The sequence below is a fragment of the Lysobacter sp. Root690 genome (assembly GCF_001427785.1).
Taxonomy (GTDB): Bacteria; Pseudomonadota; Gammaproteobacteria; order Xanthomonadales; family Xanthomonadaceae; genus Lysobacter.
Genome location: NZ_LMHM01000012.1, coordinates 156,101 through 177,905 on the forward strand (window position 1 = coordinate 156,101; position 21,805 = coordinate 177,905).

Here is a 21,805-nt window from a genome sequence, read left to right on the forward strand (position 1 = left end):
ACGCCTGGAGAGGGTGTGGCGATTGGGGCTTGGCTTGAGAGCGAAAAGCGAATCCCCCACCGCGCACCCACCCCACTTAAAACCGTTTTAATCGCCCCCCATTACCATCGCCCCACCCACCGACCCCACCGGTCAAACACCCCGTTGCGGTACAGGCACGGGCCCGGCCGGCTAAGCTGCGACAATGTCCGACGCTCCACCCCCGTTCAGCCGCAGTGGGCCAAGCTGCGCCGCTTCGCCGGCCCTGATCGTCCGCGGCGCTCAACGTCCGCAGCCCTGACCGGCCCCTGGTTCCGCCGTTCGCCCATTCCCGCACGGATTGCCGCCCCGCATGACGACGCCAACGCCCATCGTCCGCCTGACCGACCTCCGCCTCGACCGCGGCGGCCGCAGCGTGCTGCGCGGAATCAACCTGTCGGTGCCGCCCGGCAGCATCGTCGCGGTGCTTGGTCCGTCGGGCAGCGGCAAGTCGACCTTGTTGTCGGCGCTGACCGGCGAACTCGCGCCGGCCTCGGGCAAGGTCGAAGTGTTCGGCCAGGAAGTGCCGCAGAACCAGCGCGACCTGCTCGAACTGCGCAAGGGCATCGGCGTGCTGCTGCAAGGCAACGGCCTGCTGACCGACCTCACCGCGGCCGAGAACGTGGCGCTGCCGCTGCGCGCCCACACCAAACTGCCGCCCGCGCTGATCCGCCGGCTGGTGCTGATGAAGCTGCACGCGGTCGGCCTGCGCGCCGCCGCCGACGCGTATCCGCGCGAGCTGTCCGGCGGCATGGCCCGCCGGGTCGCACTGGCCCGCGCGCTGGCGCTGGACCCGCCGCTGATGATCTACGACGAACCGCTGACCGGGCTCGACCCGATCGCGTCCGGCGTGGTCATGAGCCTGGTCCGCCGCCTCAACGACACCCTGGGCCTGACCAGCATCATCGTCACCCACCACGTCCACGAGACCCTGCCGGTGGCCGACCACGCGATCGTGATCGCCAACGGCGGCATCGTGTTCTCCGGCACCCCGGCCGAACTCGAACACAGCACCGACCCGCTGGTTCGCCAGTTCCTGCGCGGCGAGCCCGACGGTCCGATCGGCTTCGACGCCGCCCCCCGCACCTCGGAGGCCGCGTGATGCCTTTCATCGAAGCCACCCGCTCGCTTGGCCGCGCCGGCCTGTTCTCGCTGTCGGTGCTGCGCGCGTCCAAGCCGACCGCCGACTTCTTCCGCGAGCTGGTCCGCGAAATCTACAAGATCGGCGCGCGATCGCTGCCGATCATCGCCGTTGGCGGCGCGTTCGTCGGTCTTTCGGTGACCCTGCTGGGCTATCGCGCGCTCGATACCTATGGTGCCGCCAACCAGGTCAGCGCCATGCTCGGTCTGGGCCTGTACCGCGAACTGGGCCCGGTGCTGACCGCGTTGTTGTTCATCGGCCGCGCCGGCAGCTCGATCGCGGCCGAACTGGGCCTGATGCGCGCGACCGACCAGATCACCGCGCTCGGCCTGATGGCGATCGACCCGATCGGCAAGGCGGTGGCGCCGCGGTTCTGGGCGGCGGTGCTGTGCGTGCCGCTGCTGACCGGGTTCTTCTGCAGCCTGGCGATCAGCGCGAGTTATTTCGAGTCGGTCCACGTGATCGGCCTGCAGGCCGGCACGTTCTGGCAGGTGCTCAAGGACAGCGTCGATTTCTATAACGACTTCCTGATGGCGTTCGTGAAGTCGGCTGTGTTCGGCGGGACCGCGGCGCTGGTCGCGGCCTATGTCGGTTTCCATGCCGAGCCGACCATCGAAGGCACCTCGGTGGCGACCACCCGCGCGGTGGTGAACGCCTCGCTGCTGGTACTGATGTTCAATTTCGTGATGTCGGCGTTCTTGTTCAGGTAATTCGATTTCCCTTCTCCCGCAAGCGGGAGGAGTGCTTGATCTTCCTTCTCCCGCAAGCGGGAGGAGTTGTTTGACCTTCCTTCTCCCGCAAGCGGGAGAAGGTGCCCGAAGGGCGGATGAGGGCCCGAGTGAGGTTGCAGCGCGATCCGCGCNGGGGCTTTCAAGCTGCCGCGGGGGCCTCATCCTTCGCGGCATCCACACCGTTCCATGCATACCGTTCCCACAGCCGCGTTGATCCACGCGGGCTTTATCCCCAAGGTGGTGCCATGTCCATCCGCAGTCCCCGCATCGAATTCGCCGTTGGCGCGTTCCTGCTCCTCGCCCTGGCGTCGCTGCTGGTGCTGGCGATCGCCTCGACCAACGGCAAGTTCGGTTTCGGCGGCGATAGCTACAACATCACCGCCGATTTCACCACGATCGGCCCGCTGCGCCCGAACGCGCCGGTCAAGATCGGCGGCGTGACGGTCGGTCAGGTGACCGATATCTCGCTCGACCCGGTCAAGTACCAGTCGGTGGTGACCCTGGCGATCAACAAGCGCTACACGCTGTCGGCCGACACCTCCGCGGGCATCCTCACCAGCGGCCTGCTGGGCGAGAGCTATGTCGGGCTCAGCCCCGGCGGCGACCCGGAAAACCTCAAGCCCGGCGACAAGATCTTCCTGACCCAGCCGGCGGTCGACCTGATCCAGCTGGTCGGCAAGTACATGTTCAGCGGCGGTGGCGCACAAGGCGGCAATGGCGGCGGCGCGGCCGCGGCCCAGCCCGCCGACGCCGGCGTTCCCGATTACCTCCAGGGCGAACAAGCCGCCCCCTCCGACGAGACCAAGAAATGAAGCGTTCCCTGATCGTTACCGTCCTCGCCTCGGCCCTGATCGCCGGCGCTCCCTCGTTCGCGTTCGCCCAGGCCACCGCGGCCCCGGGTCAGGCCGCGCCCGCCGCCGGTTCGCCCAGCGCGATGGTGCTGGCCAACAGCACCCGCATCCTGTCGACCCTGGAATCGCGCCGCGCCGAGTTCAGCAAGAACCGCGCCGCGCTGAGCCAGTTCATCACCACCGAGTTCAACACGGTGTTCGACCGCGACTACGCCGCGCGCCTGGTCCTGGGCACCCACGGCCGCGGCGCGTCCGACGCCGATGTCGGCCTGTTCGCCGACGCGCTGACCGGCAGCCTGATGCAGCGCTACGGTTCGGCCCTGCTCGACTTCAACACCCGCCTGCAGGTCCGGATCAAGTCCGAGACCCCGCTGCGCGGCGGCGCCATCGTCAAGGTGTCCAGCGAGTTCCTGCGCCAGGGCGGCGAGCCGGTGCCGGTCGACTACCTGCTGCGCAAGAACGGCGCGCAGTGGAAGGTGTTCGACGTGATGGTCGAAGGCGTCAGCTTCGTGCAGACCTTCCGCAACCAGTTCGACACCCCGCTCAACCAGAAGTCGATCGCCCAGGTCGCCGCCGACATCAAGGCCGGCAAGCTGCAGGCCCAGGCGAGCGGCAACTGAGATGAGCGCGGCCGTGGCCAGCCTGCGCAAGGACGGCGACACCCTGGTGTTCACGGGCGCGCTCGATCGCGACGCGGCCGCCGCGTTGTGGCCGCAGGCGCGCGCGCTGGTCGCCGGCGCGCGCCGGTTCGACCTGTCGGCGGTCAGTTCGGTCGACAGCGCCGGACTGGCGCTGCTGGCCGAGTTGGCCGAGCAGGCGCCCGGCGTGGACGTGCAGGGCGAACCGGCCGGACTGGCCGAGTTGCGCGCGGCGTACCGGCTCGACGCGTCGCTCGGTTTCGCCAGCTGATCGCGCCGCATCCGACCACGTTCACAGTTGCGGTCGCCGACGCCCACGGACGTGGCCTGGCCGCCCCCACCGATGTAACGGAAGACTAGACTGCAACCATGCGCCCCCACGCACTCCCCTTAGCGCTCGGCCTGATCCTGGCCGCGCTGCACTCCGCACCGGCCCTCGCGCAGGACGCGAGCCCGGATTCCTCCGGCGCCGCCGGCCTGACCGCGTCGAGCACGGCCATGGTCGCCGCCGAGGCTCCGCCGCCGGCCGTCATCGAGTCCGACCTGATCAAGCCCGCGCCGGCCGAATCCGCACCGGTCGCGGCCTCGTCGCAGCTGCCGGTGCAGACCGATTCGGCGACCGCGTTGTCCGCGGTCGGCGTCGCCGCGAGCGCGCCGATCGATGCGAACGCCGGCGCGACCTCCACCGCGATCGCCGAAGCTTCATCGCCACAGCAGGCCCCGGCCGCGCACGGCGACGATTTCGCCGTGGTGCCGCTTGAGCTGGACCTGGACTACAGCCTGGCGCAGGTCGATCCGCCCGCGCCGCCGTCACTCGACCCGGCCGCGGCTCAGCCGATCGAACCGGTTGCCGACCCGCGCACCGCCGCCGAACGCGACTTCGACGACATCTACGGCAACTCGCAGGCCTACGACCCGGTCGCCGATCCCACCTTGCCGGCGCCGGCCAACGTGCCCGGCGCCTACGATCCGTGGGAGAAGTACAACCGCCGCATGCACCGCTTCAACATGGCGGTGGACAAGGGCATCGCGCGGCCGCTGGCGCGCGCCTACACCAAGGTCGTGCCGCGTCCGATCCGGCTGGGCGTGAGCAACTTCTTCAACAACCTCGGCCAGCCGGTGTCGGCGCTCAACGCGCTGCTGCAGGGCAAGCCCAAGCAGGCCGCGCAATCGCTGGGCCGGTTCGCGCTGAACACCACCCTGGGCATCGCCGGCATCTTCGATCCGGCCAGCGACGCCAAGCTGCCCAACCGCAGCGAAGACTTCGGCCAGACCCTCGGCATCTGGGGCTGGAAGCGTTCGCGTTATCTCGAGCTGCCGCTGTTCGGGCCGCGCACCGTGCGCGACGCGTTCGGCGCGCTCGGCGATGCGCCGCTGAGCCCGCTGCGTCAGGTCGATCGCGACCGCATCCGCATCCCGCTGCAGGGCCTGCAACTGGTCGACGTGCGCGCCCAGCTGCTGCCGCTGGACAGCCTGCGCGAAGGCGCGGAGGACGAATACGCGCTGGTGCGCGATTCGTGGACCCAACGCCGCGACTACCAGATCTTCGGCGACCGCATGGACAAGAACAGCGACGAGCAGCTGCCCGACTATCTGCAGGACGACAGCAACCCGAGCGTCCCGGCCGATGCGATGCCGGTGATGCCGACCGACGGCGGTCGCTGAGCGCCGCGCGAGGTCGCTGCAAAGTTGGATCCACGAACGGCCCGGATGCGAATCCGGGCCGTTTTGTTTTGCGCCGTGGCGATGCGATCTTTGCCTTACGAACCGACAAGATCGGACATCGCTCAATTGGGTAATCGGATATGGCGGCGATCGATTTCGAAGCGGCGCGGCATCTCGCCCAAACCAGGATCGCGAGCCACGCGCAGCAGGCGCAGGAAGAGTTCGTACTCGTCCCGGAGCACACCCGCGAGACAGCGCGCGGCTGGGTGTTTTTCTACAACAGCCGCGAATTCGTGCAGACCGGAAACACCAACGCGATGTTGGCCGGCAATGGACCTATTCTGGTCGAGCGCGATGGAACTGTTATCGACTTGCCCACCTACTGCGACTGGGAGGACGCGATCAGGGCGTTGTAGGTGTTCGCGCGCGTCGCCGGCGCGCGCTGCCGGTCAGGACCGATCATGGCTGGCCTGCCGCACGCGGCCGAAGTTGTCTTGACCCGCACGATCATCGCAATCAGCATCGCCACAGGGTTCGACTCGGCTCACGCCATGACTTCATCCAATCTTCCCGATCACCTTCGCGGCACGGCCGAGCTGGTGGCGCGCGCCTACCCGCGCGGGATTCCCGCAGCGGACTATCTGCCGCTGCTGAGCGTGCTGGCCGAACACATGAGCCAGAGCAATCTCGCGCGGCTGGCCGATACCTGGAACGACCACGCGCGCTCGGGCTACAACGACGTATTGCGCGTTCTCAGCGACCCGTTGCCCGCGTCCGCGGTGCGCGATCGGCTCGATGCGGCAGGTTTTGCGCAGTGGCTCGAACAACCCTGACACGTACGCTCGAGGTCTTTGCTGGGTGGGGCTTCAGCCCCGGCGCTCTTGTTTCAGATCGCATCGATACTTCCTCGTCGCGGAGCGAAAACCGTCGGGGCTGAAACTCTCTCGCAACCAACCTCGACAGATCGATCAGGCCTCGCCGCGGTTCTCGCCGACGCCGTCACCGTCGCTAGCGTTTTCGTCCGCGTCCGCTCGCGCGCCCGCATCGTCTGAATTATCCGGGCTGTCGGATTCCGCAGCCAACAACCCCGCCGCGCCCTCGATCGGCCGCGGGCCGTCGGGTTCGAGTCCGTCGTCGGCCAATGCGTCGTCGGCCGACAACTCGACCAGTTTCGCCGGCAATGCGCGACTGGGCTTGACTCCCATGTCGCGCAGCATCTCGGCCTGGCGAATCACGCTGCCCTTGTTGCGGCTGAGCTTGTCGCGCGCGCTGTCGAAGCTGACCTTGGCCTGGTCGATGCGGTCGCCGACTTTCTCCAGGTCGGCCACGAACGAACACAGCCGGTCGTACAGCTGCGCGCCGCGCTTGGCGATTTCCTGCGCATTGCGGTTCTGCGCCTCCTGCCGCCACAGGTGGGCGACGGTGCGCAGCACGAACAACAAGGTCGACGGGCTGACCACCAGCACGTTGCGCTGCCATCCGTCCATGAACAGATTGCGGTCGTGGGTGACCGCGAGCATGAAGGCTGGTTCGATCGGCACGAACATCAGCACGAAATCCAGCGAGCGCAGGCCGTACAGCTCCTGATAGCGCTTGTCCGACAGGCCGCGCATGTGCGCGCGCACCGAGTCGAGATGGCGCTTGATCGCGCGCCCGCGCTGCTCCTCGTCCTCGGCGCTGGCGTACTCCTCGTACGCGACCAGCGAGACCTTGGAATCGATCACCAGATGCCGGTCTTCGGGCAGATGGATGGTCACGTCGGGCCGGCGCTCGCCGTCCTCGGTGCCGTGGCTTTCCTGGACGTCGTATTCCTCGCCCTTGCGCAGCCCGGCCGACTCGAGCACGCGTTCGAGGATCAACTCGCCCCACGCGCCCTGAGTCTTGCTCGAACCCTTGAGCGCGGTGGTGAGGTTCTTCGCGTCTTCGCTGAGCGACTGGTTCAGCGCCATCAACTGGCGCACCTGTTCGCCCAGCGCGGTGCGGTCGCGGGTTTCGTTGTCGTAGACGGTTTCGACCCGGGTCTGGAATTCGGCCAGCTTCTGCTGCAGCGGATCGAGCAGCAGGCCCAGGTGGCTGCGGTTCTGTTCGGTGAAGCGCTTGCTCTTTTCTTCCAGGATGTCGTTGGCGAGGTTCTTGAACTGGGTGGTCAGTTCGTCGCGCACATCCTTGAGCTGGGCGATCTTTTCCTGCGACTGGCTGCGCTCGGCATCGAGCTGGGTGCTCATGCGGCTGAGTTCGACGCTGCGCCGCTGCAGCTCGGCATTGGCCGCGTCGCGCAGGCGTTCGGCGTCCTGCAGCTCGGTGCGCAGGCGTTGCAGGGCCTGCTGTTCCTTTTCCAGTTCGGTGCTGGCGCGGCCGATGGCCTCGCGCAGTTGGCCGCTGTCGTGGATCAGGCGGTCGCGCAGGTCCTCGAGTTCGTCCAGCCGGCCCTGCAGTTCGGGAATGCGCGCGCTGCGCTCGAGCAACTGCGCGCGCTCGGTGTTGGCCGCGTTCAATTGAGCGCCCAGCTCGCCGCGCGCGGCCTCCAGCGCGCGCGCGGCGCCGGCGCGGGCGAGCAGCCAGGCGAGCGCGGCGCCGATCAGCGACGCGAACACGATGGCGAGCAGGGCGGCGGTCAGGGGCATGGAGACTCTTGCAAGGCGGGAGGGGGCGACGGCGTGGCCGCGGGCGCGGCGGTGGTCCGCCGGGCGGGGGCGGGCACGGATCGGGCGGCTGGGACAGCCAGGACACGCAAGTTTAGGGCCCCAGTCTAAACGGGTGAGTCTCAGCTCCTGCGACGCGGGGGCGGCGTGGGGTGAAGCGGGTCGGTGCGGGTGGGGTGGTAGGTCTGTGGTTGCCGCACTGCGATGGCGTCGATTCTCGATGCACGAACGGTGTTCCAGGAGGACTTGCTTCGGTCGCCGGCTGCGATCGCGGCATCCCTGCCTGCGACGCAAGCGCGGTTTCGCGGTCGCGACTTGCGTCGCTCCTACAGGGGGCGGTCGTGGCTGGCCGTCGCAACCGGTGCGTAGCGCGTAGGCGAGGCTGGGGGACCGATCCGATGCCCGGAGTAAGCGTGACGACAATCACATTTGACCACTCGGCCACGCCTCCTCTGTTCCATACGGCACCCGATTGGGCGTATCCGATGTGCCAATCTTGGCCGCCCACCGGTTCGGCAGCCGCCGCCCCGTCCGTGCAAGGACCGTTCGCATGAACCCGCAAGATCCCAGGCTGTACGCCGATCCGCGCGGCGTGTGGCGCGACGACGGCGCCGGACGCATCCACGGCATCCGCTGGACCGACATCGACGGCATCGACGGCTACGCGATCGACGCGAACGAGCGCCGGCTGATCTTCGTCGAAGTCGGCACCGCGACCGGCGAGCGCCTGGAACTGCGCACCGATTGGCCGGGGTATCGCGAAGTCGCCATGGCGATGAGCGTGCATCTGCCCGGCCTGGACGTGGGCGCGCTGCAGCGCTTGGAGCAGACCCGTCCCGAGGATCCGCCGACGATCCTGTGGTGGAAGGACTGAGCGGGAAACCGGCGCCGGCTTTCGATCGACTGAATGTATTGCCCGCCGGTCGTGCGTGCGCCTACGCTGCTGCGATCGCGCAAGCGCGCACGGACGCCCTGCCATGACTGCATCGTCTTCCGGATCGGCGAACGACAGGCCTCACGGCCGCGACGCGCGTGCTCCGTCACTTTTCAAGTCGGTGCTGTATGCCGCTTGCATCGTGGTGGCGGTGGCGCTGGTCGTCGTGGCCAATTCTTCGAAACTGAAGGCATTCGACGCACCTGTCGATCCACCGCGCGTGGCGACGGCCGCCGAACAGCGCGCGATTCTGATCGCGGTCGTCGAACATCAGCAGTCCACCGAACAGTCGCCGACGTTCGACGCGAATGGAACGCGACGTCGCCTCGCATTGGAAAACGCCACGATATCCATTTGCGGCAAGCGTCGGAAAAGTCAGGAGCGTTGCAGCGAGCTGACACCGGAATGGTACGAAGATCCGCGCAATTCCCGGGACCGGCCGATCCAACTGATCGATAGGAATCTGTCCGAGACGCTGGTTGATGCGTTGCGGCGCTTCAACGTCGGACAACAGCCGCTGGACGCACTGTCGGTGCCCGGCGTCGTTCCGGTCGATCGCGAGCGCGTAGCGGCCATTTTTTCGATGATGGAGGACCCGCCGGTTTTCTACTGCGGGATTCCGCCGGCCTTCTACCGAGCATATCCGCAGGCTAACGGCATCCTCCGGATCAGCCGGCCGGTCGTGTCAGCGCGCGGAGATCAGGCCCTGCTGTATGTCCAGACGACTTACCGCAACTCGGGCCAGCACGATCGAATGGAACTGTTCGCGCTCCAGCGAGGACAGTGGAAGTTCGTCGGCGTGATCGGTTCTGTCCAAATCATGTTCGGCTGAACGCATGGGCGAAACCAGAATGCAACTCATCGACCAACGCGACTGGACCTGGACGCTGTACGCCGACGGCGAGCGGCGTTATCTGTCGGTGCTGTGCGGCACGATCGCCATGTACGAGCTGACGATCGAGCTCGATGCCGGCGAACGTGCGCGGATCGGGGAGTCGGGCTTCTTGGATGCGTTGGCGCGCGAGGTGTCGTATCGGCCCGATAGCTATAAGGCGCGGCATGTGATGGGGTTTCGGGCGTCCGACTGATCGTTCTGCTCCGTCTCCCCCGCGTAGTGCTCCCTCTCCCGCTTGCGGGAGAGGGTTGGGGTGAGGGCCGCAGGGATGACGAAAGCCAGAGGCGTTCGCGCCTTCGGCGCTCATCCCCTCACCCTAGCCCTCTCTGCTCTGCACTTCCTTCGGTCGCCGCAAGCGGGAGAGGGAACATTACGTCGCAAGCGGATTGCTGCGCGAAACCCCACGCGCAACCCACCTCACCTCAATCCAGCACCCGACAAAACACCGCCTTGAGATACCGCGACTCCGGCACCTGCGCCAGCCACGGATGATCCGCGCCCGCGCCCGAGACCTTCAGCACCTGCACGGTGCGGCCGGCGTAGAACGCGGCGCGGCGCAGCATGTCGAGGAACTGGTCTTCGCTGACCAGGCCGGTGCAGGAGAAGGTCGCGAACAAACCGCCCGGCTTGACCACGCCCAGCGCCAGCTTGTTCATGTCGAGGTATTTCTTCAGCGCCGCGATCACCTGCTCGCGATCGCGGGTCATCTTGGCCGGATCCAGGATCACCACGTCGAACTGCTCGCCCGCATTACCCATGTCGCGCAGGTACGGGAAGATATCGGCCTGGACGAACTTGACGTTGGCGCCGTTGAGCTTGGCGTTGCCCTTGGCGATGTTGAGCACGTCGGCGTCGATGTCCACACCGATCACTTCCTCGGCGCCGCGCGCCTTGGCGTACACGCCGAAGCCGCCGGTGTTGCAGCACAGATCGAGCACGCGCTTGCCGGCGACCTGCTGCGACAGCCATTCGCGGTTCTCGCGCTGGTCGGCGAAGAAACCGGTCTTGTGCGCGCCGGCCGGATCGGCGCGGAACTTGATGCCGTATTCGGTGATGGTCGACGGCGGGACCGGTTCGGTGCCGCGGAAGTCGAAACTTTCCTGCTTCTGCACGTGCTCGTCGGCGAAGGCGTAGAAACGGCAGCCCGGGAACTGCGCGCGCAGCGCGTCGTAGATCCATTCGCGATGGCGGAACGCGCCGGCGCTGAAGTACTCGACCACCAGCAGATCGCCGTAACGGTCCACGACCAGCCCGCTGATCCCGTCGCCCTCGCTATGCACCACGCGCCACGCGTCGCTGACCTCATCGAGCTTGAGCACGTCGCGACGCAGCGACACCGAGGCGGCGATCTTGCGCGCGAACCACTCGGCATCGACTTCGACGTCCGGGTCGTTTTCGAGCATGCGCAGGGCGATGCGCGAATGGCCGTTGTAGAAGCCGCGGCCGATCCAGACGCCGTCGACCCCGACCACGTTGACGATGCTGCCGGGTTTGGGCCGCTGGGCGGGCTTGTCGACCAGGCGCTGGAAGATCCAGGGGTGGGTGGATTTCCAGGCGTTCTTGAGGCGTACGGTGGGGATTTCGTTATTCATCGGCCCATTCTACCGGGGCCGGGCGATTCCTCCCCGGCCGGGTGGGCGTAGCCCCGACGCCGGTGTCCGCCCCGGCGGGCCTGGGCCGGTTGTTGACCGGGGCCACATTCCCGTGGGTGGGACAAAGAAGCCCGCCCGGGCCGGCTTGCAAAGGTCGCCGGCGGTGCCAATCTGGTTTGCATGCAACTGCCCACCGAAGCCCCCGTCCCCGACACCCCGGCCCAGCGCAAGGCCGACCGCCGCCGCCTGCTGCGCGCGCTCAACGCCAGCCTGGCGTTCGTGCTGCTGCTGGTGGCGGTGTTCGCCGCCCAGAGCAGCTTCGACGTGCGCGCCTTCACCGTGCAGCCGTGGTCGCTGCACGGCCTGATCGGGCTGGTGACCGCGCCGCTGCTGCACGGCTCGGTCGAGCATCTGGCCGCCAACGCGACCTCGCTGTTGCTGCTCGGCACCCTGGCCGGCGCGGTCTATCCCAAGGCGACGATCCGGGCGCTGCCGATCATATGGATCGGCTCGGGTGTCGGCGCGTGGCTGCTCGGCGATCCGGGCAGTTATCACCTCGGCGCCAGCGGCGTGACCCATGGCCTGATGTTCCTGGTCATGACCCTGGGCCTGCTGCGCCGCGACCGGCCGTCGATCGCCGCGGCGATGATCGCGTTCCTGCTCTACGGCGGCATGCTGCTGACCGTGCTGCCGCGCGAGATCGGCGTGTCCTGGCAGGCCCACCTGGGCGGCGCGGTGGCCGGCGTGATCGCCGCGTTCGTGTTCCGCCTGCGCGATCCGCTGCCGCCGCGCAAACGCTACAGCTGGGAAGACGAGGACGAGAGCATGGTCCCGGCGCACGAGGAACTCGAACCGCCGAGCCCGCGCGAAGTGCCGGTGCTGTGGAACCGCCCCGATCATCAGACCGGCGTGGTGCTGCGGTTTCCGCCGCGTAATGGGCAGGAAGAATAAGCACGCCGTCGGCGATCGCGATCGCTGCGGCGCGCACGACCCGCCGGTCTGCGGACGACGACCATGCGCCGCTATCCGTGCGGTGAGGTTTCACGCTTTGCGGCGCATGCCGCCGTCCGTCGCGGCCAAGCGTGTGCCACCGGTCACCCAAGCGCGCTAGAGTGATGCGGTGTCCATGGGGATGGACCGCGGCGGCGCATCGATGCGCCACGCGCTTCGTCTCCTGGCTGCCGCGACCTGCGAGGTCGCGGTTCCCATCGCCTCCGGAGCCCTCGCCATGCGCCGTCTTACCGCACCGCTCGCTGTCGCCGCCCTGCTGCTCGCCTGCCCGCTCGCCTATGCCAAGAGCGCCTGCATGATGCAGGGCCAGATCATGGGTCAGGTCATCAACGAGTGCACCGAGACCGACATGAACCTGTCCGAGGGTCAGCAGAAGGTGCAGTGCAGCGGTCAGGCGCCCGGGCTGGAAGGCATGGGCGGCCAGGTCGACATGCGGCTGGTCGCGTCCTGCCCCAGCGGCGCCGGCGGCAAGTGCGATTCGCCGCGCGGCGCGCCGGCGCAGATCTACTACTACCAGCGCACCCCCGATCAGCTCGCCGCGTTGAAGGCCGCTTGCGAAAGCCAGCAGGGCCGCTGGTCGAAGCTGTAAGCGCGCGGCAGTAAGGTGCCGCCGCCCGGCGCCCGGAACGAAGGAGTAAACGCAATGCGGGAACGGAAACTGCGCCTGGACGTATCGAGCGATCGTCATCAGCGAAGGACGCGGGCATGCGCATGACACCGAGTTCGATCCCGCTGTGCGTGGCCGCATCGATCGGCCTGGGCGCGGTCGCGCCGGCCCACGCCGACGACGCGCCGTCGTTCGACCGTCCCGGCATCGCCTTCTCCACCGGCACCCTGCCCAAGGGCAGTTTCGCCTGGGAACAGGGCCTGCCCGATTTCCAGCGCGACGACGACGGCGGCGTCCGCAGCACTCAGTACAACGCCAACACCACCTTGCGCCTGGGCCTGAGCGACACGGTCGAGCTGCAACTGGCAACCTCGCCGTACAACTATCTGCGCGAACGCGACGACGGCCGCCGCCGCTCGCGTCACGGCGCCGGCGACACCGGCCTGGCGTTGAAGATCGCGCTGCCGTCCTCGCACGATAAATTTTCCTGGGCCGTGCTCGGCGCGGTCACCGCCGCCAGCGGCGCGCGCGATTTCAGCAACGGCGCGACCCAGTACACGCTCGGCACTACCCTGGGCTACGACTTCAACGAGCGCGTATCCGGCGCGCTGTACTTCAACCTCGACCGCAGCGATGGCGAGGACACCTGGACCTGGTCGCCGAGCGTCAGCGTCGCCCTGAGCGACACGGTCGGGGCCTATATCGAAGCCGGCGTGTCGCACACCGATCACCAGTCCACGACCTCGGTCGCCGGCACCGGCGTGACCTGGATGGCGACCTCGCGCGTGCAGCTCGATGCATCGCTGGACTGGGGCCTGGACCGCGACAGCCCGGACCTGCAAGGCGGGATCGGCGTGGCCGTGTTGTTCGACTGATCGATTCCGTTCGTCCGCAGGAGCACGTCTACCCCCATGGAACCCAACCTCTACGCACCGCCGACCGCGGCGGTGACGCAGCCGGCCGGACCGGCCGATCGCGGCAACGAATTCTTCATCGTGTCCGCGCGCAAGTTCTGCATCCTGTTCTTCGCCACCTTCGGCCTGTACCACCTGTATTGGTCGTACATGCACTGGGCGCGTTATCGCGCCGCCAGCGGCGAGTACCTGTGGCCGGTGGCGCGCACGCTGCTCTCGATCTTCTACACCCATGCGCTGACCGCGCGCATCGACGGGGTGCTGCGCAAGGCCGGGCGCGGCCATGCGTGGGCGCCGGGCGCGATGGCGACCTTGTACGTGATCGCGAGCATCGGCAACGCCGTGCTGGATCGGCTGAGTTCGCGCGGCGTCGGCTCGCCTTATACCGACGTGCTCGGCGTGCTGGCCCTGCTGCCGGTGGGCTGGAGCCTGCTGCAGATCCAGCGCGCCGCCAACGCCGCCTGCGGCGATCCGCGCGGCGAATCCAACGCGCGCCTGACCCCGGCGAACTACGCCTGGATCGCACTCGGCGCGGTGCTGTGGGTGTTGATTCTGCTGGGGATAGCGGTGGCCTTCGGCTTCGGCGAGATCAACAGCGTCGAGATGGCGATTCCCCAATCGGCGTTGACCCCTTAAGCGGCGGGCGACCGGCGTTGCACTAACGCCGCGGCGGCGATGACGCGACTGCATGCGCCATCGCGATTTTCCACCGATATGGGACGAAGCAATCCCCGCGCGCGAATCGGCGTCGGCATGCGCAAGCACCATGACCGTCGTATGCTTGAGTGGTCAGGAGGACCCGACTTGGCGGACGAGCAAACGAAAGGAGACGTGACCCGTCTGCTGCACGCCTATCGCGCCGGCGATGCGTCCGCGCGCGACGCGCTGTACGCCCTGGTTTACGGCGAACTCAAGGGCATCGCGATCCGCCGTCTGGCGCGCATGGGCCGCTCGATCATCGACCCGACCGAACTGGTCAACGAAGCCCTGCTGCGCCTGCTGGACGACCGCATCCAGGCGCAGGATCGACAGCATTTCTTCCGCATCGCCGCGACCGCGATCCGCTGCACCCTGATCGACGTGATCCGCCAACGCCAGGCCGAGAAGCGCGGCGGTGACGTGGTGATCACCGCGTTCGACCCGGCGCGCGAATCGGCGCCGCACGGCCCGACCGCGGATCAGCGCTGGCTGGAAGTCGAGGACGCGCTGGTCGCGCTCGACAAACCCTACCCGCGCCAGTGCCGGGTGATCGAGCTGGCGTTCCTGGTCGGGCTCAAGCAGCAGGAGATCGCCGACGCCCTGGCGATCAACGTGCGCACGGTCGAACGCGATCTGCGCTTCGCCAAGGCCTGGCTGCGCGAGCAACTGGCGCCATGACCCCGGAGCAATTCGCCCGGATCGAACAGGCCTTCCATGCAGCGCTGAGCAGGCCGCCGGGCGAACGCAGTCAGTACCTGCTCGACAACGAATCCGATCCCGAGGTGCGCGCGGCGGTGCAGCGCCTGCTCGATCGCGTCACCGCGGACGACGGTGATGCCGACGCCGACGCACCGACCGATCCGCTGTCGGACCGGCTGGCCGCCGCCTTCGCCGCCCAGGCCGCCGCCGGCACGCCACACACGATCGGCCCGTACCGGCTGCTGCACGAACTCGGCGCCGGCGGCATGGGCACGGTGTTCCTGGCCGAACGCGAGGCCGGCGACGGCGTGCAGCGGCTCGCGCTGAAATTGCTGCACGGCCTGCCGACCCAGGCCGCGATCCGGCGCATGGCGCGCGAACGCGGCCTGCTGGCGAGCCTGGACCATCCGCTGATCGCGCGTCACATCGACGGCGGTCTGACCGAAGCCGGCCAGCCGTATCTGGTCATGGACTATGTCGAGGGCGTGCCGTTGCACCAGCACCTGGCCGATGCGCCGGGCTCGCTGCGCTCACGCCTGCAGCTTTTCCTGCGCCTGTGCGAGGCGGTCCAGCACGCGCACCAGCGCCTGGTGCTGCATCGCGACCTCAAGCCGTCGAACATCGTGGTCCGCCCCGACGGCCGCCCGGCGCTGCTGGACTTCGGCATCGCCACCCTGATCGACGGCGCCGACCCGTCCCAGACCACCACCGTCGCCTTCACCCCGGGCTACGGCGCGCCCGAACAACGCCGCGGCAAGGCCGCCACCACCGCGACCGACGTGTTCGGCCTGGGCGCGTTGCTGTTCGACCTGACGACCGGCCGCAAGCTGTCGGACCTGCGCGGCCGCGACGGCCCGGTGCTCGCGCCGAGCCGGCAAACCGACGACGCCGCGCTGCGCCGGGGCCTGCGCGGCGACCTCGACCGGATCGTACTGACCGCCTGCGCCGAAGACCCGAGCGAGCGCTATGACACCGTCGCAGCGCTGGCCGACGACGTGCGCCGTTACCTCGACGGCCTGCCGATTTCGGTCGCCAGCGGCGGCCCGCTATACCGCCTGCGCAAGTTCGTCGCCCGCCACCGCCTGGCGACCGCAGCGGCGCTGCTCGCAATCGTCGCCGCCGGCGCGTTCGTGTGGCGGCTGGAGGTGGAACGGCAACGCGCGCTCGCCGCCGAGCGCGTCGCCCAGGCCTCGCGTCTGCGCGCCGAACGCGAAGCCGGCTACACCGAGGCCTCGCGCCAGTTCCTGGCCTCGGTGCTCGCGCAGACCTCGCCGAACACGCTGCGCGGCGAACCGATCACGGTCTCGGCGCTGCTGGCGCGCGCGGCCGAGCAGTTGCAGGCCGACAGCCACCAGGACGACGCCACCCGCGCGGTCGCCTGGCTCACCATCGCCGAGGTCTACGACGCCACCCACGACCCCAGGCCTGGATTGGCCGCGGCCGAACGCGCCGCCGCCCTGCTCGCCAAACACCCGCCGATCGACCCCGAACTGCATGCGCGCCTGCTCAGCGTCCGCGGTTCGCTGCTCAGCGCACTGGAGCGCCACGATGAGGCGCTCAAGACCCTGCACGAGCTGGTCGCGCTGCGCGAACGCCAACGCGCCGACCCACTGGACCTGGCCCAGGCCCACCTCGATTACATCGCTGTCGCCGTGCAAGCCGGCCGCGACGACGAGGTCGAAACCTATGCAAGGCGCGGCTTGGCGTTGCTCGCGGCCGCCGGCGGTACACGCTCCGAGCAGTACGCCAATCTGCTGCTCGCGCTGGTCCCGCCCGCGGCGCGCGCCGGCGCGCTCGACGAGGCCGACCGCCGCTTGCAGGCCGCCGAGCGCGCCGCGAAGACCGCCTGGGCCCCCGATCACCTGAGCTGGTATCAGCTGTACCGGGTCACCCTGAACCTGCGTCAGGAACAGGTGCGCTACGCCGAATCGCTGGCCGCGGGCGAGCAGGCGCTGCGCATCGCCTACCGGGTCTATGGCGAACGCAGCCGCTACACCTTCGAAATCGAAAACGACATCGCCACCACCTTGAACGTGCTCGGGCGCAGCAAGGAAGCGATCGAGCACTTCGAACGCGGCCGCGCGATCGCCCTGGCGATCGGGCTCGATCCGCAGGCCGTGGCGATGCTGGAAATCAACATGGGCGGCGTCTACGGCGAGTCGCTCGCCCAGTACGACCGCGCGATCGAGATGGAAACCGGCGCGCTCGAGCGCCTGCGCGACCAGCACGAGCCGGTCGCGCTGCCGTGGCGCGCGCGCGCTCACATCGTGCGCGCGGTGGCCTACACCCGGCTGCAACGGTTCGATCAGGCCTACGCCGATTTCGACGCCGCCATCGCCCTGCAGCGCCAGGCCCGCGACGACGACGGCGCGATCGGCACGCAACTGCGACTGGTGCAGACCCTGACCATGAACAAGCTGTTCGATCGCGCCCAGGCCAATCTGGATCAGGCGCGCGCCGAAGTGAACGTGGCGACTCGACCAGAAGACGTCAACTTCCTGCCCGGGATCGCATCGTTGGCCGCGCAGATCGCGATGGGCCGCGGCGATCTCAAGCAGGCGGCGGTATTCGCCGATGAAGCACTGCAACGCGCCGCGCAGAGCCCGGCCTACAAGAACCCGGTGATGCTGTCGAAGATTCAACTGGTCGCCGCCGACGTCGCCTTGCGCCAGGACCGGCGTGCGGACGCGCGCAAACTGCTGCAACAGGCGATAGCGCTGATGCGGCTGAATCTGAAAGCCGATGCGCCGCCGTTGATCGAGGCCGAGAAGAAACTGCGCGAAGCCTCGTCGTGAATGTCAGCCTCGGCTGAAGCCGTCGCGACTCACTCGCTCTCGTGATCGCTCGCCGTGTGCGCATGCCCGTCATGCGCATGCCCGAGTCCGGACAACTCGCCCAGCCGAAGGTGCCCGTCGACGATGCGCATCTCGCGGAACAGGTTGTCGCCGAACAGATCCGAACCCTGCAGATAGTCCACTCCGGCGCGCGCGTTGGGATTGTGGATCGAAAACCCCATCCGCCATGCCAGCGCGCGCGCCAGATCGTGATGGCTCAGCCAGTCGCCGTTGCCGGCCAGCGGCATCTGCGCCGCGCCGCGGGTGCGCACCAACATCGGCACCTGGGCGATCTGCGGGGTCAGCACGTTATGCCCCCACACCCCGTCCTCGCCAAGCATCTGGCCGTGATCGGAAGTGACCACGAACAGGCCGTCGCCATCGCCGCGCTCGAACCTCCGGTACAACTTCTCGACCAACGCGTCCTGATAGACGATCGCGTTGTCGTAGGCGTTGACCAGACGTGCGCCGTCGGTCAGCCCCTTGCCGTCGGGCCAGCGTCGATACGCGCCGCCGTGGCGGCGATAGGCGTCGTCGTAGGGAATATGCGCGGTGCGCAGCATCATCACCACCAGCCGCGGCCGCTCCGGCGCGACCGCATCGAGCATGTCCAGCACCGCATCGTCGCCGACCGCGGCGATCCGCGCTTCGTCGCTGGCGCGGGTGCGGATCACGTCGATGCTGGGCGCATCGATCTCGTCGAGCAGATCGGCGTGCTGGGTCGACAGCCAGTAGGTGCGATAACCGGCGCGCTTGGCCAGACGCAGCAGATTGGCCTCGTGCGAACGCAATTGCGCTATGTTGCCCGGCTCGCGCACGCCGTTGAACAACAGGCCCAGCGAGGCGCGGGTCGAGACCGCCCCGGCGAGGCCGCGATGCCAGCGCGCCTGGCCCTGGGCGACCCAGCGCGACATATTCGGGGTGGTCGCTCGCGCATAACCGGCCAGGCCCCAGTGATCGGTGCGGGTCGAATCGAAGATCACCAGCCACAGATCGCGCGGCCGCTCGCGGGCCGCGTCGGGATCGTCGCGGGCGACGACGGTGTAAGCCCGATAACTCAGCACATTGCGCCGCACCGACTTGCCGACCAGATTGACCGCGCAGTAACTGAAGGCCAACAGCGAGTTGTGCAGCGAGCTGCGCTCCGGCCGCGGCATGAACCGCTTCATGGTGTAGCGGCTGGCGTTGTAGAACTGGGTGGCGAATACCAACACCACGATCAACAAGGCCCAGCGCAAGCGCGGCAGCCGCAGCCGCGGCAGGCCGAGGTTGAACATCGCGAACGCCAGCGCATACGGCACGCCGCCGGCGAACAAGGTCGGCCAATGGCTCGCCGCGCCGGCCCGCACCGCCTGCGCGATGTCGCTCAACTCATGCGGAATCATCGCCACGTCCAGCGGCGTCAGCGCGCGGCCGATCGCGGCGATATGGCACAGCTGGAACAACTGCATGCCCGCGAACGCGGCGATCACCGCATTCGCGGCCCAGCGGCTAGCGCCCAGCCACAGGCACATCACGATCGTCATCAGGCCCGCGACCCAGCCGGGCTGCAGCACCGCGCGATTATTGGAACTGACCGCCTGCTGCAGGCGATCGTCGAGCAGCAACAGCGCCGTGGTCGCCGCGCTGACCAATACCAGCATCGCCACGCGCCATCCCGGACCGGTGCGCGATGGCGTGGCAAGCGGAGTATCGGACGGTGGAGTACGCATGCTGTCGCGGGCCAGGTGTCGATTGATCGCGGACACTAGGCAGGCGCGAAACATTGCAAGTTAAGGAACAGATAAGCCACGGAATTCAGGGCCGATCGTGGTGGCTTATTTACATATTTATTCCGTCATTTTCTGGGCGATCGTGAATCGGCATTCATTTCGCTACGCAACGTAATGTCGAAAAAACCACACCACATGCGCAAGTTTCGCGGTCACCCCCGTTGTCCCGCGACAAAGTTTTGTAACGCGGTGTAAGCGAATGTAACGCCGGGCTCAAACCGCGCGTTTAGCTGTCCACGACGCACCCGTTTGCGGCGAACTGCGCCGGCACGGTGGTCCACGGCGCCCGGAGTCGGCGCCGTCCGTCGAAGAATCGGCCACGCCCAGGCACACTGCCCGCGCCGCGTGCTAGCGTCGCTGCGCGCCCGCGCCACGGGCGTCCAGCCACCGCCGGGAGCCGCCGCATGCCGCGCACGCCGTTCCAGTACCGTTGTCTGCACCGCCGTTCGTATCGCACCGTCGCCACGGTTTTCGCGCTGCTGCTCGCGGCCTGTCAACGCCCGGCGCCGCTGCCCGCGGCCGACGGATTCGATGAAACCGCCAGCGCGCATGCGCGCCGGATCGAGGCCGACGTGCGCTTTCTCGCCGACGACCTGCTCGAAGGCCGCGAAGCCGGCACGCGCGGCTTCGACCTGGCCTCGCTGTACGTCGCCCAGCGCCTGCGCGCGATCGGCCTGCGCCCGGCCGGCGACGACGGCGGTTATTTCCAGCGCGTGCCGCTGCTGCGCGCCAGCCGCGAAGACGGCGGCGGCAGCCTGATCGTGCAGCGCGACACCGGCACGGTCGAATTGAAATTTCGCGAGCAGTTCCTGCCGCAACTCGATTTCGACCGCGCGCAATCGCAAGTGACCGCGCCGGCGGTGTTCGTCGGCCAGGCGGTGCATGCGCCCGAGCTCGATCACGACGATTTCATCGGCCTGGACCTGCGCGGCAAGATCGCGGTGCTGATGCATGGCGCGCCCAAACGCTTCGATACCGACCGGCGCGCGTTCTACAGTTCGTTCCGCGAAAAATTCCGCGCCCTGGTCGAACGCGGCGCGGTCGGCGCGGTGATCGTGGCCACGCAAGACGAAGAAAAACGCCAGCCGTGGGCGCGCGGCGCGCAGAACTGGGCGCGGCCGGGCATGCGCCTGCGCGGCAGCGACGGCCGCGCGATCGACACGTTTCCGCAATTGGCGGTGATCGCCAACGTCAGCGCGGGCAGCGCCGACGCCGTGCTCACCGCCGGCGGCCACACCGCGGCCGAGCTGTTCCGCGACGCGCGCGAAGGCACCCTGCGCGGCTTCGATCTGCCCGGCACCATCGCCTTGTCGGCGCGCAACCGGATCGAGCAGACCCAGTCGCGCAACGTGGTCGCCTTGCTGCCCGGCACCGACGCCGCGCTCAAGCGCGAGCACGTGGTGTTCAGCGCGCATCTCGATCACCTGGGGATCGGCGCGCCGGTCAAGGGCGATGCGATCTACAACGGCGCGCTCGACAACGCGCTGGGCGTGGCGATCATGCTCGAGACCGCGCAGCAGATCGCATTGGCGAAAACGTCGCCCAAGCGCTCGCTGCTGTTCGTCGCGGTCACCGCCGAGGAAAAAGGCCTGCTCGGCGCGGAATGGTTCGCGCAGAACCCGAGCGTGCCGCGCGATTCGCTGGTCGCCAACATCAACATGGACATGCCGGTGATGCGCGTGCCGACCCGCGACGTGGTGCCGATCGGAGTCGAGCATTCCAGCCTGAAGGCGGTGCTCGATCAGGCCGCGGCCGAAGTCGGAGTCGAGCTGACACCGGACCCGTCGCCGGAGGAAAGCATCTTCATCCGCAGCGACCAATACGCCTTCATCCGCACCGGCGTGCCGGCGGTGTATCTGACCGGCGGCATGGTCGCGCGCGATGCCGGCGTCGATGCGCGCCAACAGTTCCGCGCCTTCCTCGCCGATCACTATCACCAGCCCGACGACGACGCCGAACAACCGATCCAGTACGCCGACGCCGCGCGCCTGGCCCAGCTCAACGCGCGCATCGGTCAATTGATCGCCGACGCGCCGCGGCGGCCTCGCTGGAACGCCGGCGATTTCTTCGGCCAGCGGTTCGGCGGCTTGGATGCGGGCAAGCCGGACGCGGATGCGACATCGGCGGCATCGCCGTCGCGATGAGGCCGCATCGCCGAAACC

At 68.3% G+C, this 21,805-nt stretch carries 21 protein-coding genes; 18 read left to right on the forward strand and 3 right to left on the reverse strand.

The annotated features are described in order from the left end of the window. The first annotated feature begins 331 nt into the window (after positions 1-331). The 8 genes from ASD86_RS08505 to ASD86_RS08540 all read left to right on the forward strand — a co-directional run bounded on the left by ASD86_RS08505 (position 332) and on the right by ASD86_RS08540 (position 5,877). Positions 332-1,120, forward strand: a complete 789-nt coding sequence (locus ASD86_RS08505) for an ABC transporter ATP-binding protein (RefSeq protein WP_056109431.1) — start codon at positions 332-334, stop codon at positions 1,118-1,120. Next, positions 1,120-1,869, forward strand: a complete 750-nt coding sequence (locus tag ASD86_RS08510) for an MlaE family lipid ABC transporter permease subunit (protein WP_056109432.1) — start codon at positions 1,120-1,122, stop codon at positions 1,867-1,869. Before ASD86_RS08505 ends, ASD86_RS08510 begins: the two co-directional genes overlap by 1 nt. Positions 1,870-2,135: 266 nt before the next feature. Then, entirely contained in the window at positions 2,136-2,702 is a 567-nt protein-coding gene (gene mlaD / locus ASD86_RS08515; protein WP_056109435.1) for an outer membrane lipid asymmetry maintenance protein MlaD, read from the forward strand. After that, positions 2,699-3,361 carry an ABC transporter substrate-binding protein gene (locus ASD86_RS08520; protein WP_046658606.1) on the forward strand — a complete coding sequence of 221 codons (663 nt, stop codon included), beginning with the start codon at positions 2,699-2,701 and terminating at the stop codon, positions 3,359-3,361. Before mlaD ends, ASD86_RS08520 begins: the two co-directional genes overlap by 4 nt. Before the next feature lies 1 nt (position 3,362). Continuing rightward, positions 3,363-3,650 (forward strand): STAS domain-containing protein, encoded by a 288-nt coding sequence (locus tag ASD86_RS08525; protein WP_056109436.1) that lies wholly within the window; start codon positions 3,363-3,365, stop codon positions 3,648-3,650. Positions 3,651-3,748: 98 nt separating this feature from the next. Then, positions 3,749-5,044 carry an MlaA family lipoprotein gene (locus ASD86_RS08530; protein ID WP_343123602.1) on the forward strand — a complete coding sequence of 432 codons (1,296 nt, stop codon included), beginning with the start codon at positions 3,749-3,751 and terminating at the stop codon, positions 5,042-5,044. Positions 5,045-5,184: 140 nt separating this feature from the next. Next, positions 5,185-5,460, forward strand: coding sequence for a YrhB domain-containing protein (locus ASD86_RS08535; RefSeq protein ID WP_056109438.1), 276 nt, complete (start codon positions 5,185-5,187; stop codon positions 5,458-5,460). Between the two features lie 45 nt (positions 5,461-5,505). Beyond that, positions 5,506-5,877 carry a DUF3349 domain-containing protein gene (locus ASD86_RS08540; RefSeq protein ID WP_157476339.1) on the forward strand — a complete coding sequence of 124 codons (372 nt, stop codon included), beginning with the start codon at positions 5,506-5,508 and terminating at the stop codon, positions 5,875-5,877. A 135-nt stretch (positions 5,878-6,012) separates the two neighbouring features. Here the strand turns inward: ASD86_RS08540 and rmuC are convergent, their stop codons facing one another. Further along, positions 6,013-7,668: a DNA recombination protein RmuC gene (rmuC, locus tag ASD86_RS08545; RefSeq protein WP_082578192.1), complete on the reverse strand. Its 1,656-nt coding sequence runs from the start codon at positions 7,666-7,668 to the stop codon at positions 6,013-6,015. A 568-nt stretch (positions 7,669-8,236) separates the two neighbouring features. Here rmuC and ASD86_RS08550 point away from each other — a divergent pair. From ASD86_RS08550 to ASD86_RS08560, 3 genes are all read left to right on the forward strand, one after another. Further along, positions 8,237-8,560, forward strand: a complete 324-nt coding sequence (locus ASD86_RS08550) for a hypothetical protein (RefSeq protein WP_056109442.1) — start codon at positions 8,237-8,239, stop codon at positions 8,558-8,560. 103 nt (positions 8,561-8,663) lie between these two features. Further along, entirely contained in the window at positions 8,664-9,452 is a 789-nt protein-coding gene (locus ASD86_RS08555; RefSeq protein WP_157476341.1) for a hypothetical protein, read from the forward strand. Between the two features lie 19 nt (positions 9,453-9,471). Further along, entirely contained in the window at positions 9,472-9,708 is a 237-nt protein-coding gene (locus ASD86_RS08560) for a hypothetical protein (RefSeq protein ID WP_162253636.1), read from the forward strand. A gap of 229 nt (positions 9,709-9,937) precedes the next feature. On the opposite strand, the gene ASD86_RS08565 is transcribed toward ASD86_RS08560, so the two are convergent. Further along, on the reverse strand, positions 9,938-11,107 hold the full coding sequence (locus ASD86_RS08565; RefSeq protein ID WP_056109448.1) for a class I SAM-dependent rRNA methyltransferase: 1,170 nt from the start codon (positions 11,105-11,107) through the stop codon (positions 9,938-9,940). A gap of 180 nt (positions 11,108-11,287) precedes the next feature. On the opposite strand from ASD86_RS08565, the gene ASD86_RS08570 reads away from it, so the two are divergent. The 6 genes from ASD86_RS08570 to ASD86_RS08595 all read left to right on the forward strand — a co-directional run bounded on the left by ASD86_RS08570 (position 11,288) and on the right by ASD86_RS08595 (position 17,832). Beyond that, the gene (locus ASD86_RS08570) at positions 11,288-12,058 is read left to right on the forward strand and encodes a rhomboid family intramembrane serine protease (protein ID WP_056109449.1); all 771 of its coding nucleotides are present in this window, start codon (positions 11,288-11,290) and stop codon (positions 12,056-12,058) included. 277 nt (positions 12,059-12,335) lie between these two features. Next, a complete protein-coding gene (locus ASD86_RS08575; protein ID WP_157476343.1) occupies positions 12,336-12,707 on the forward strand; it encodes a hypothetical protein in 372 nt (123 codons plus the stop codon). Between the two features lie 116 nt (positions 12,708-12,823). Next, positions 12,824-13,600, forward strand: coding sequence for a transporter (locus ASD86_RS08580; protein WP_235567705.1), 777 nt, complete (start codon positions 12,824-12,826; stop codon positions 13,598-13,600). A 36-nt stretch (positions 13,601-13,636) separates the two neighbouring features. Further along, on the forward strand, positions 13,637-14,275 hold the full coding sequence (locus ASD86_RS08585; RefSeq protein WP_056109453.1) for a hypothetical protein: 639 nt from the start codon (positions 13,637-13,639) through the stop codon (positions 14,273-14,275). Between the two features lie 195 nt (positions 14,276-14,470). Beyond that, a complete protein-coding gene (locus tag ASD86_RS08590) occupies positions 14,471-15,016 on the forward strand; it encodes an ECF-type sigma factor (protein ID WP_162253637.1) in 546 nt (181 codons plus the stop codon). Beyond that, a complete protein-coding gene (locus tag ASD86_RS08595; RefSeq protein ID WP_056109455.1) occupies positions 15,013-17,832 on the forward strand; it encodes a protein kinase in 2,820 nt (939 codons plus the stop codon). Before ASD86_RS08590 ends, ASD86_RS08595 begins: the two co-directional genes overlap by 4 nt. A gap of 29 nt (positions 17,833-17,861) precedes the next feature. Here the strand turns inward: ASD86_RS08595 and ASD86_RS08600 are convergent, their stop codons facing one another. Beyond that, complete coding sequence (locus tag ASD86_RS08600; RefSeq protein ID WP_056109457.1) at positions 17,862-19,514, reverse strand: phosphoethanolamine transferase; 1,653 nt, start codon at positions 19,512-19,514, stop codon at positions 17,862-17,864. Between the two features lie 533 nt (positions 19,515-20,047). Between ASD86_RS08600 and ASD86_RS08605 the strand changes: the two genes are divergently transcribed. Next, positions 20,048-21,787 carry a M20/M25/M40 family metallo-hydrolase gene (locus ASD86_RS08605; protein WP_056109459.1) on the forward strand — a complete coding sequence of 580 codons (1,740 nt, stop codon included), beginning with the start codon at positions 20,048-20,050 and terminating at the stop codon, positions 21,785-21,787. Positions 21,788-21,805: the final 18 nt, after the last annotated feature.

Bases quoted from the DNA above. Each gene is read 5' to 3' on its own strand.
- ASD86_RS08505 (WP_056109431.1), top strand. From the start codon at position 332: ATGACGACGCCAACGCCCATCGTCCGCCTGACCGACCTCCGCCTCGAC.
- ASD86_RS08510 (WP_056109432.1), top strand. From the start codon at position 1,120: ATGCCTTTCATCGAAGCCACCCGCTCGCTTGGCCGCGCCGGCCTGTTC.
- mlaD (WP_056109435.1), top strand. From the start codon at position 2,136: ATGTCCATCCGCAGTCCCCGCATCGAATTCGCCGTTGGCGCGTTCCTG.
- ASD86_RS08520 (WP_046658606.1), top strand. From the start codon at position 2,699: ATGAAGCGTTCCCTGATCGTTACCGTCCTCGCCTCGGCCCTGATCGCC.
- ASD86_RS08525 (WP_056109436.1), top strand. From the start codon at position 3,363: ATGAGCGCGGCCGTGGCCAGCCTGCGCAAGGACGGCGACACCCTGGTG.
- ASD86_RS08530 (WP_343123602.1), top strand. From the start codon at position 3,749: ATGCGCCCCCACGCACTCCCCTTAGCGCTCGGCCTGATCCTGGCCGCG.
- ASD86_RS08535 (WP_056109438.1), top strand. From the start codon at position 5,185: ATGGCGGCGATCGATTTCGAAGCGGCGCGGCATCTCGCCCAAACCAGG.
- ASD86_RS08540 (WP_157476339.1), top strand. From the start codon at position 5,506: ATGGCTGGCCTGCCGCACGCGGCCGAAGTTGTCTTGACCCGCACGATC.
- rmuC (WP_082578192.1), bottom strand. From the start codon at position 7,668: ATGCCCCTGACCGCCGCCCTGCTCGCCATCGTGTTCGCGTCGCTGATC.
- ASD86_RS08550 (WP_056109442.1), top strand. From the start codon at position 8,237: ATGAACCCGCAAGATCCCAGGCTGTACGCCGATCCGCGCGGCGTGTGG.
- ASD86_RS08555 (WP_157476341.1), top strand. From the start codon at position 8,664: ATGACTGCATCGTCTTCCGGATCGGCGAACGACAGGCCTCACGGCCGC.
- ASD86_RS08560 (WP_162253636.1), top strand. From the start codon at position 9,472: ATGCAACTCATCGACCAACGCGACTGGACCTGGACGCTGTACGCCGAC.
- ASD86_RS08565 (WP_056109448.1), bottom strand. From the start codon at position 11,107: ATGAATAACGAAATCCCCACCGTACGCCTCAAGAACGCCTGGAAATCC.
- ASD86_RS08570 (WP_056109449.1), top strand. From the start codon at position 11,288: ATGCAACTGCCCACCGAAGCCCCCGTCCCCGACACCCCGGCCCAGCGC.
- ASD86_RS08575 (WP_157476343.1), top strand. From the start codon at position 12,336: ATGCGCCGTCTTACCGCACCGCTCGCTGTCGCCGCCCTGCTGCTCGCC.
- ASD86_RS08580 (WP_235567705.1), top strand. From the start codon at position 12,824: ATGCGCATGACACCGAGTTCGATCCCGCTGTGCGTGGCCGCATCGATC.
- ASD86_RS08585 (WP_056109453.1), top strand. From the start codon at position 13,637: ATGGAACCCAACCTCTACGCACCGCCGACCGCGGCGGTGACGCAGCCG.
- ASD86_RS08595 (WP_056109455.1), top strand. From the start codon at position 15,013: ATGACCCCGGAGCAATTCGCCCGGATCGAACAGGCCTTCCATGCAGCG.
- ASD86_RS08600 (WP_056109457.1), bottom strand. From the start codon at position 19,514: ATGCTGGTATTGGTCAGCGCGGCGACCACGGCGCTGTTGCTGCTCGAC.
- ASD86_RS08605 (WP_056109459.1), top strand. From the start codon at position 20,048: ATGCCGCGCACGCCGTTCCAGTACCGTTGTCTGCACCGCCGTTCGTAT.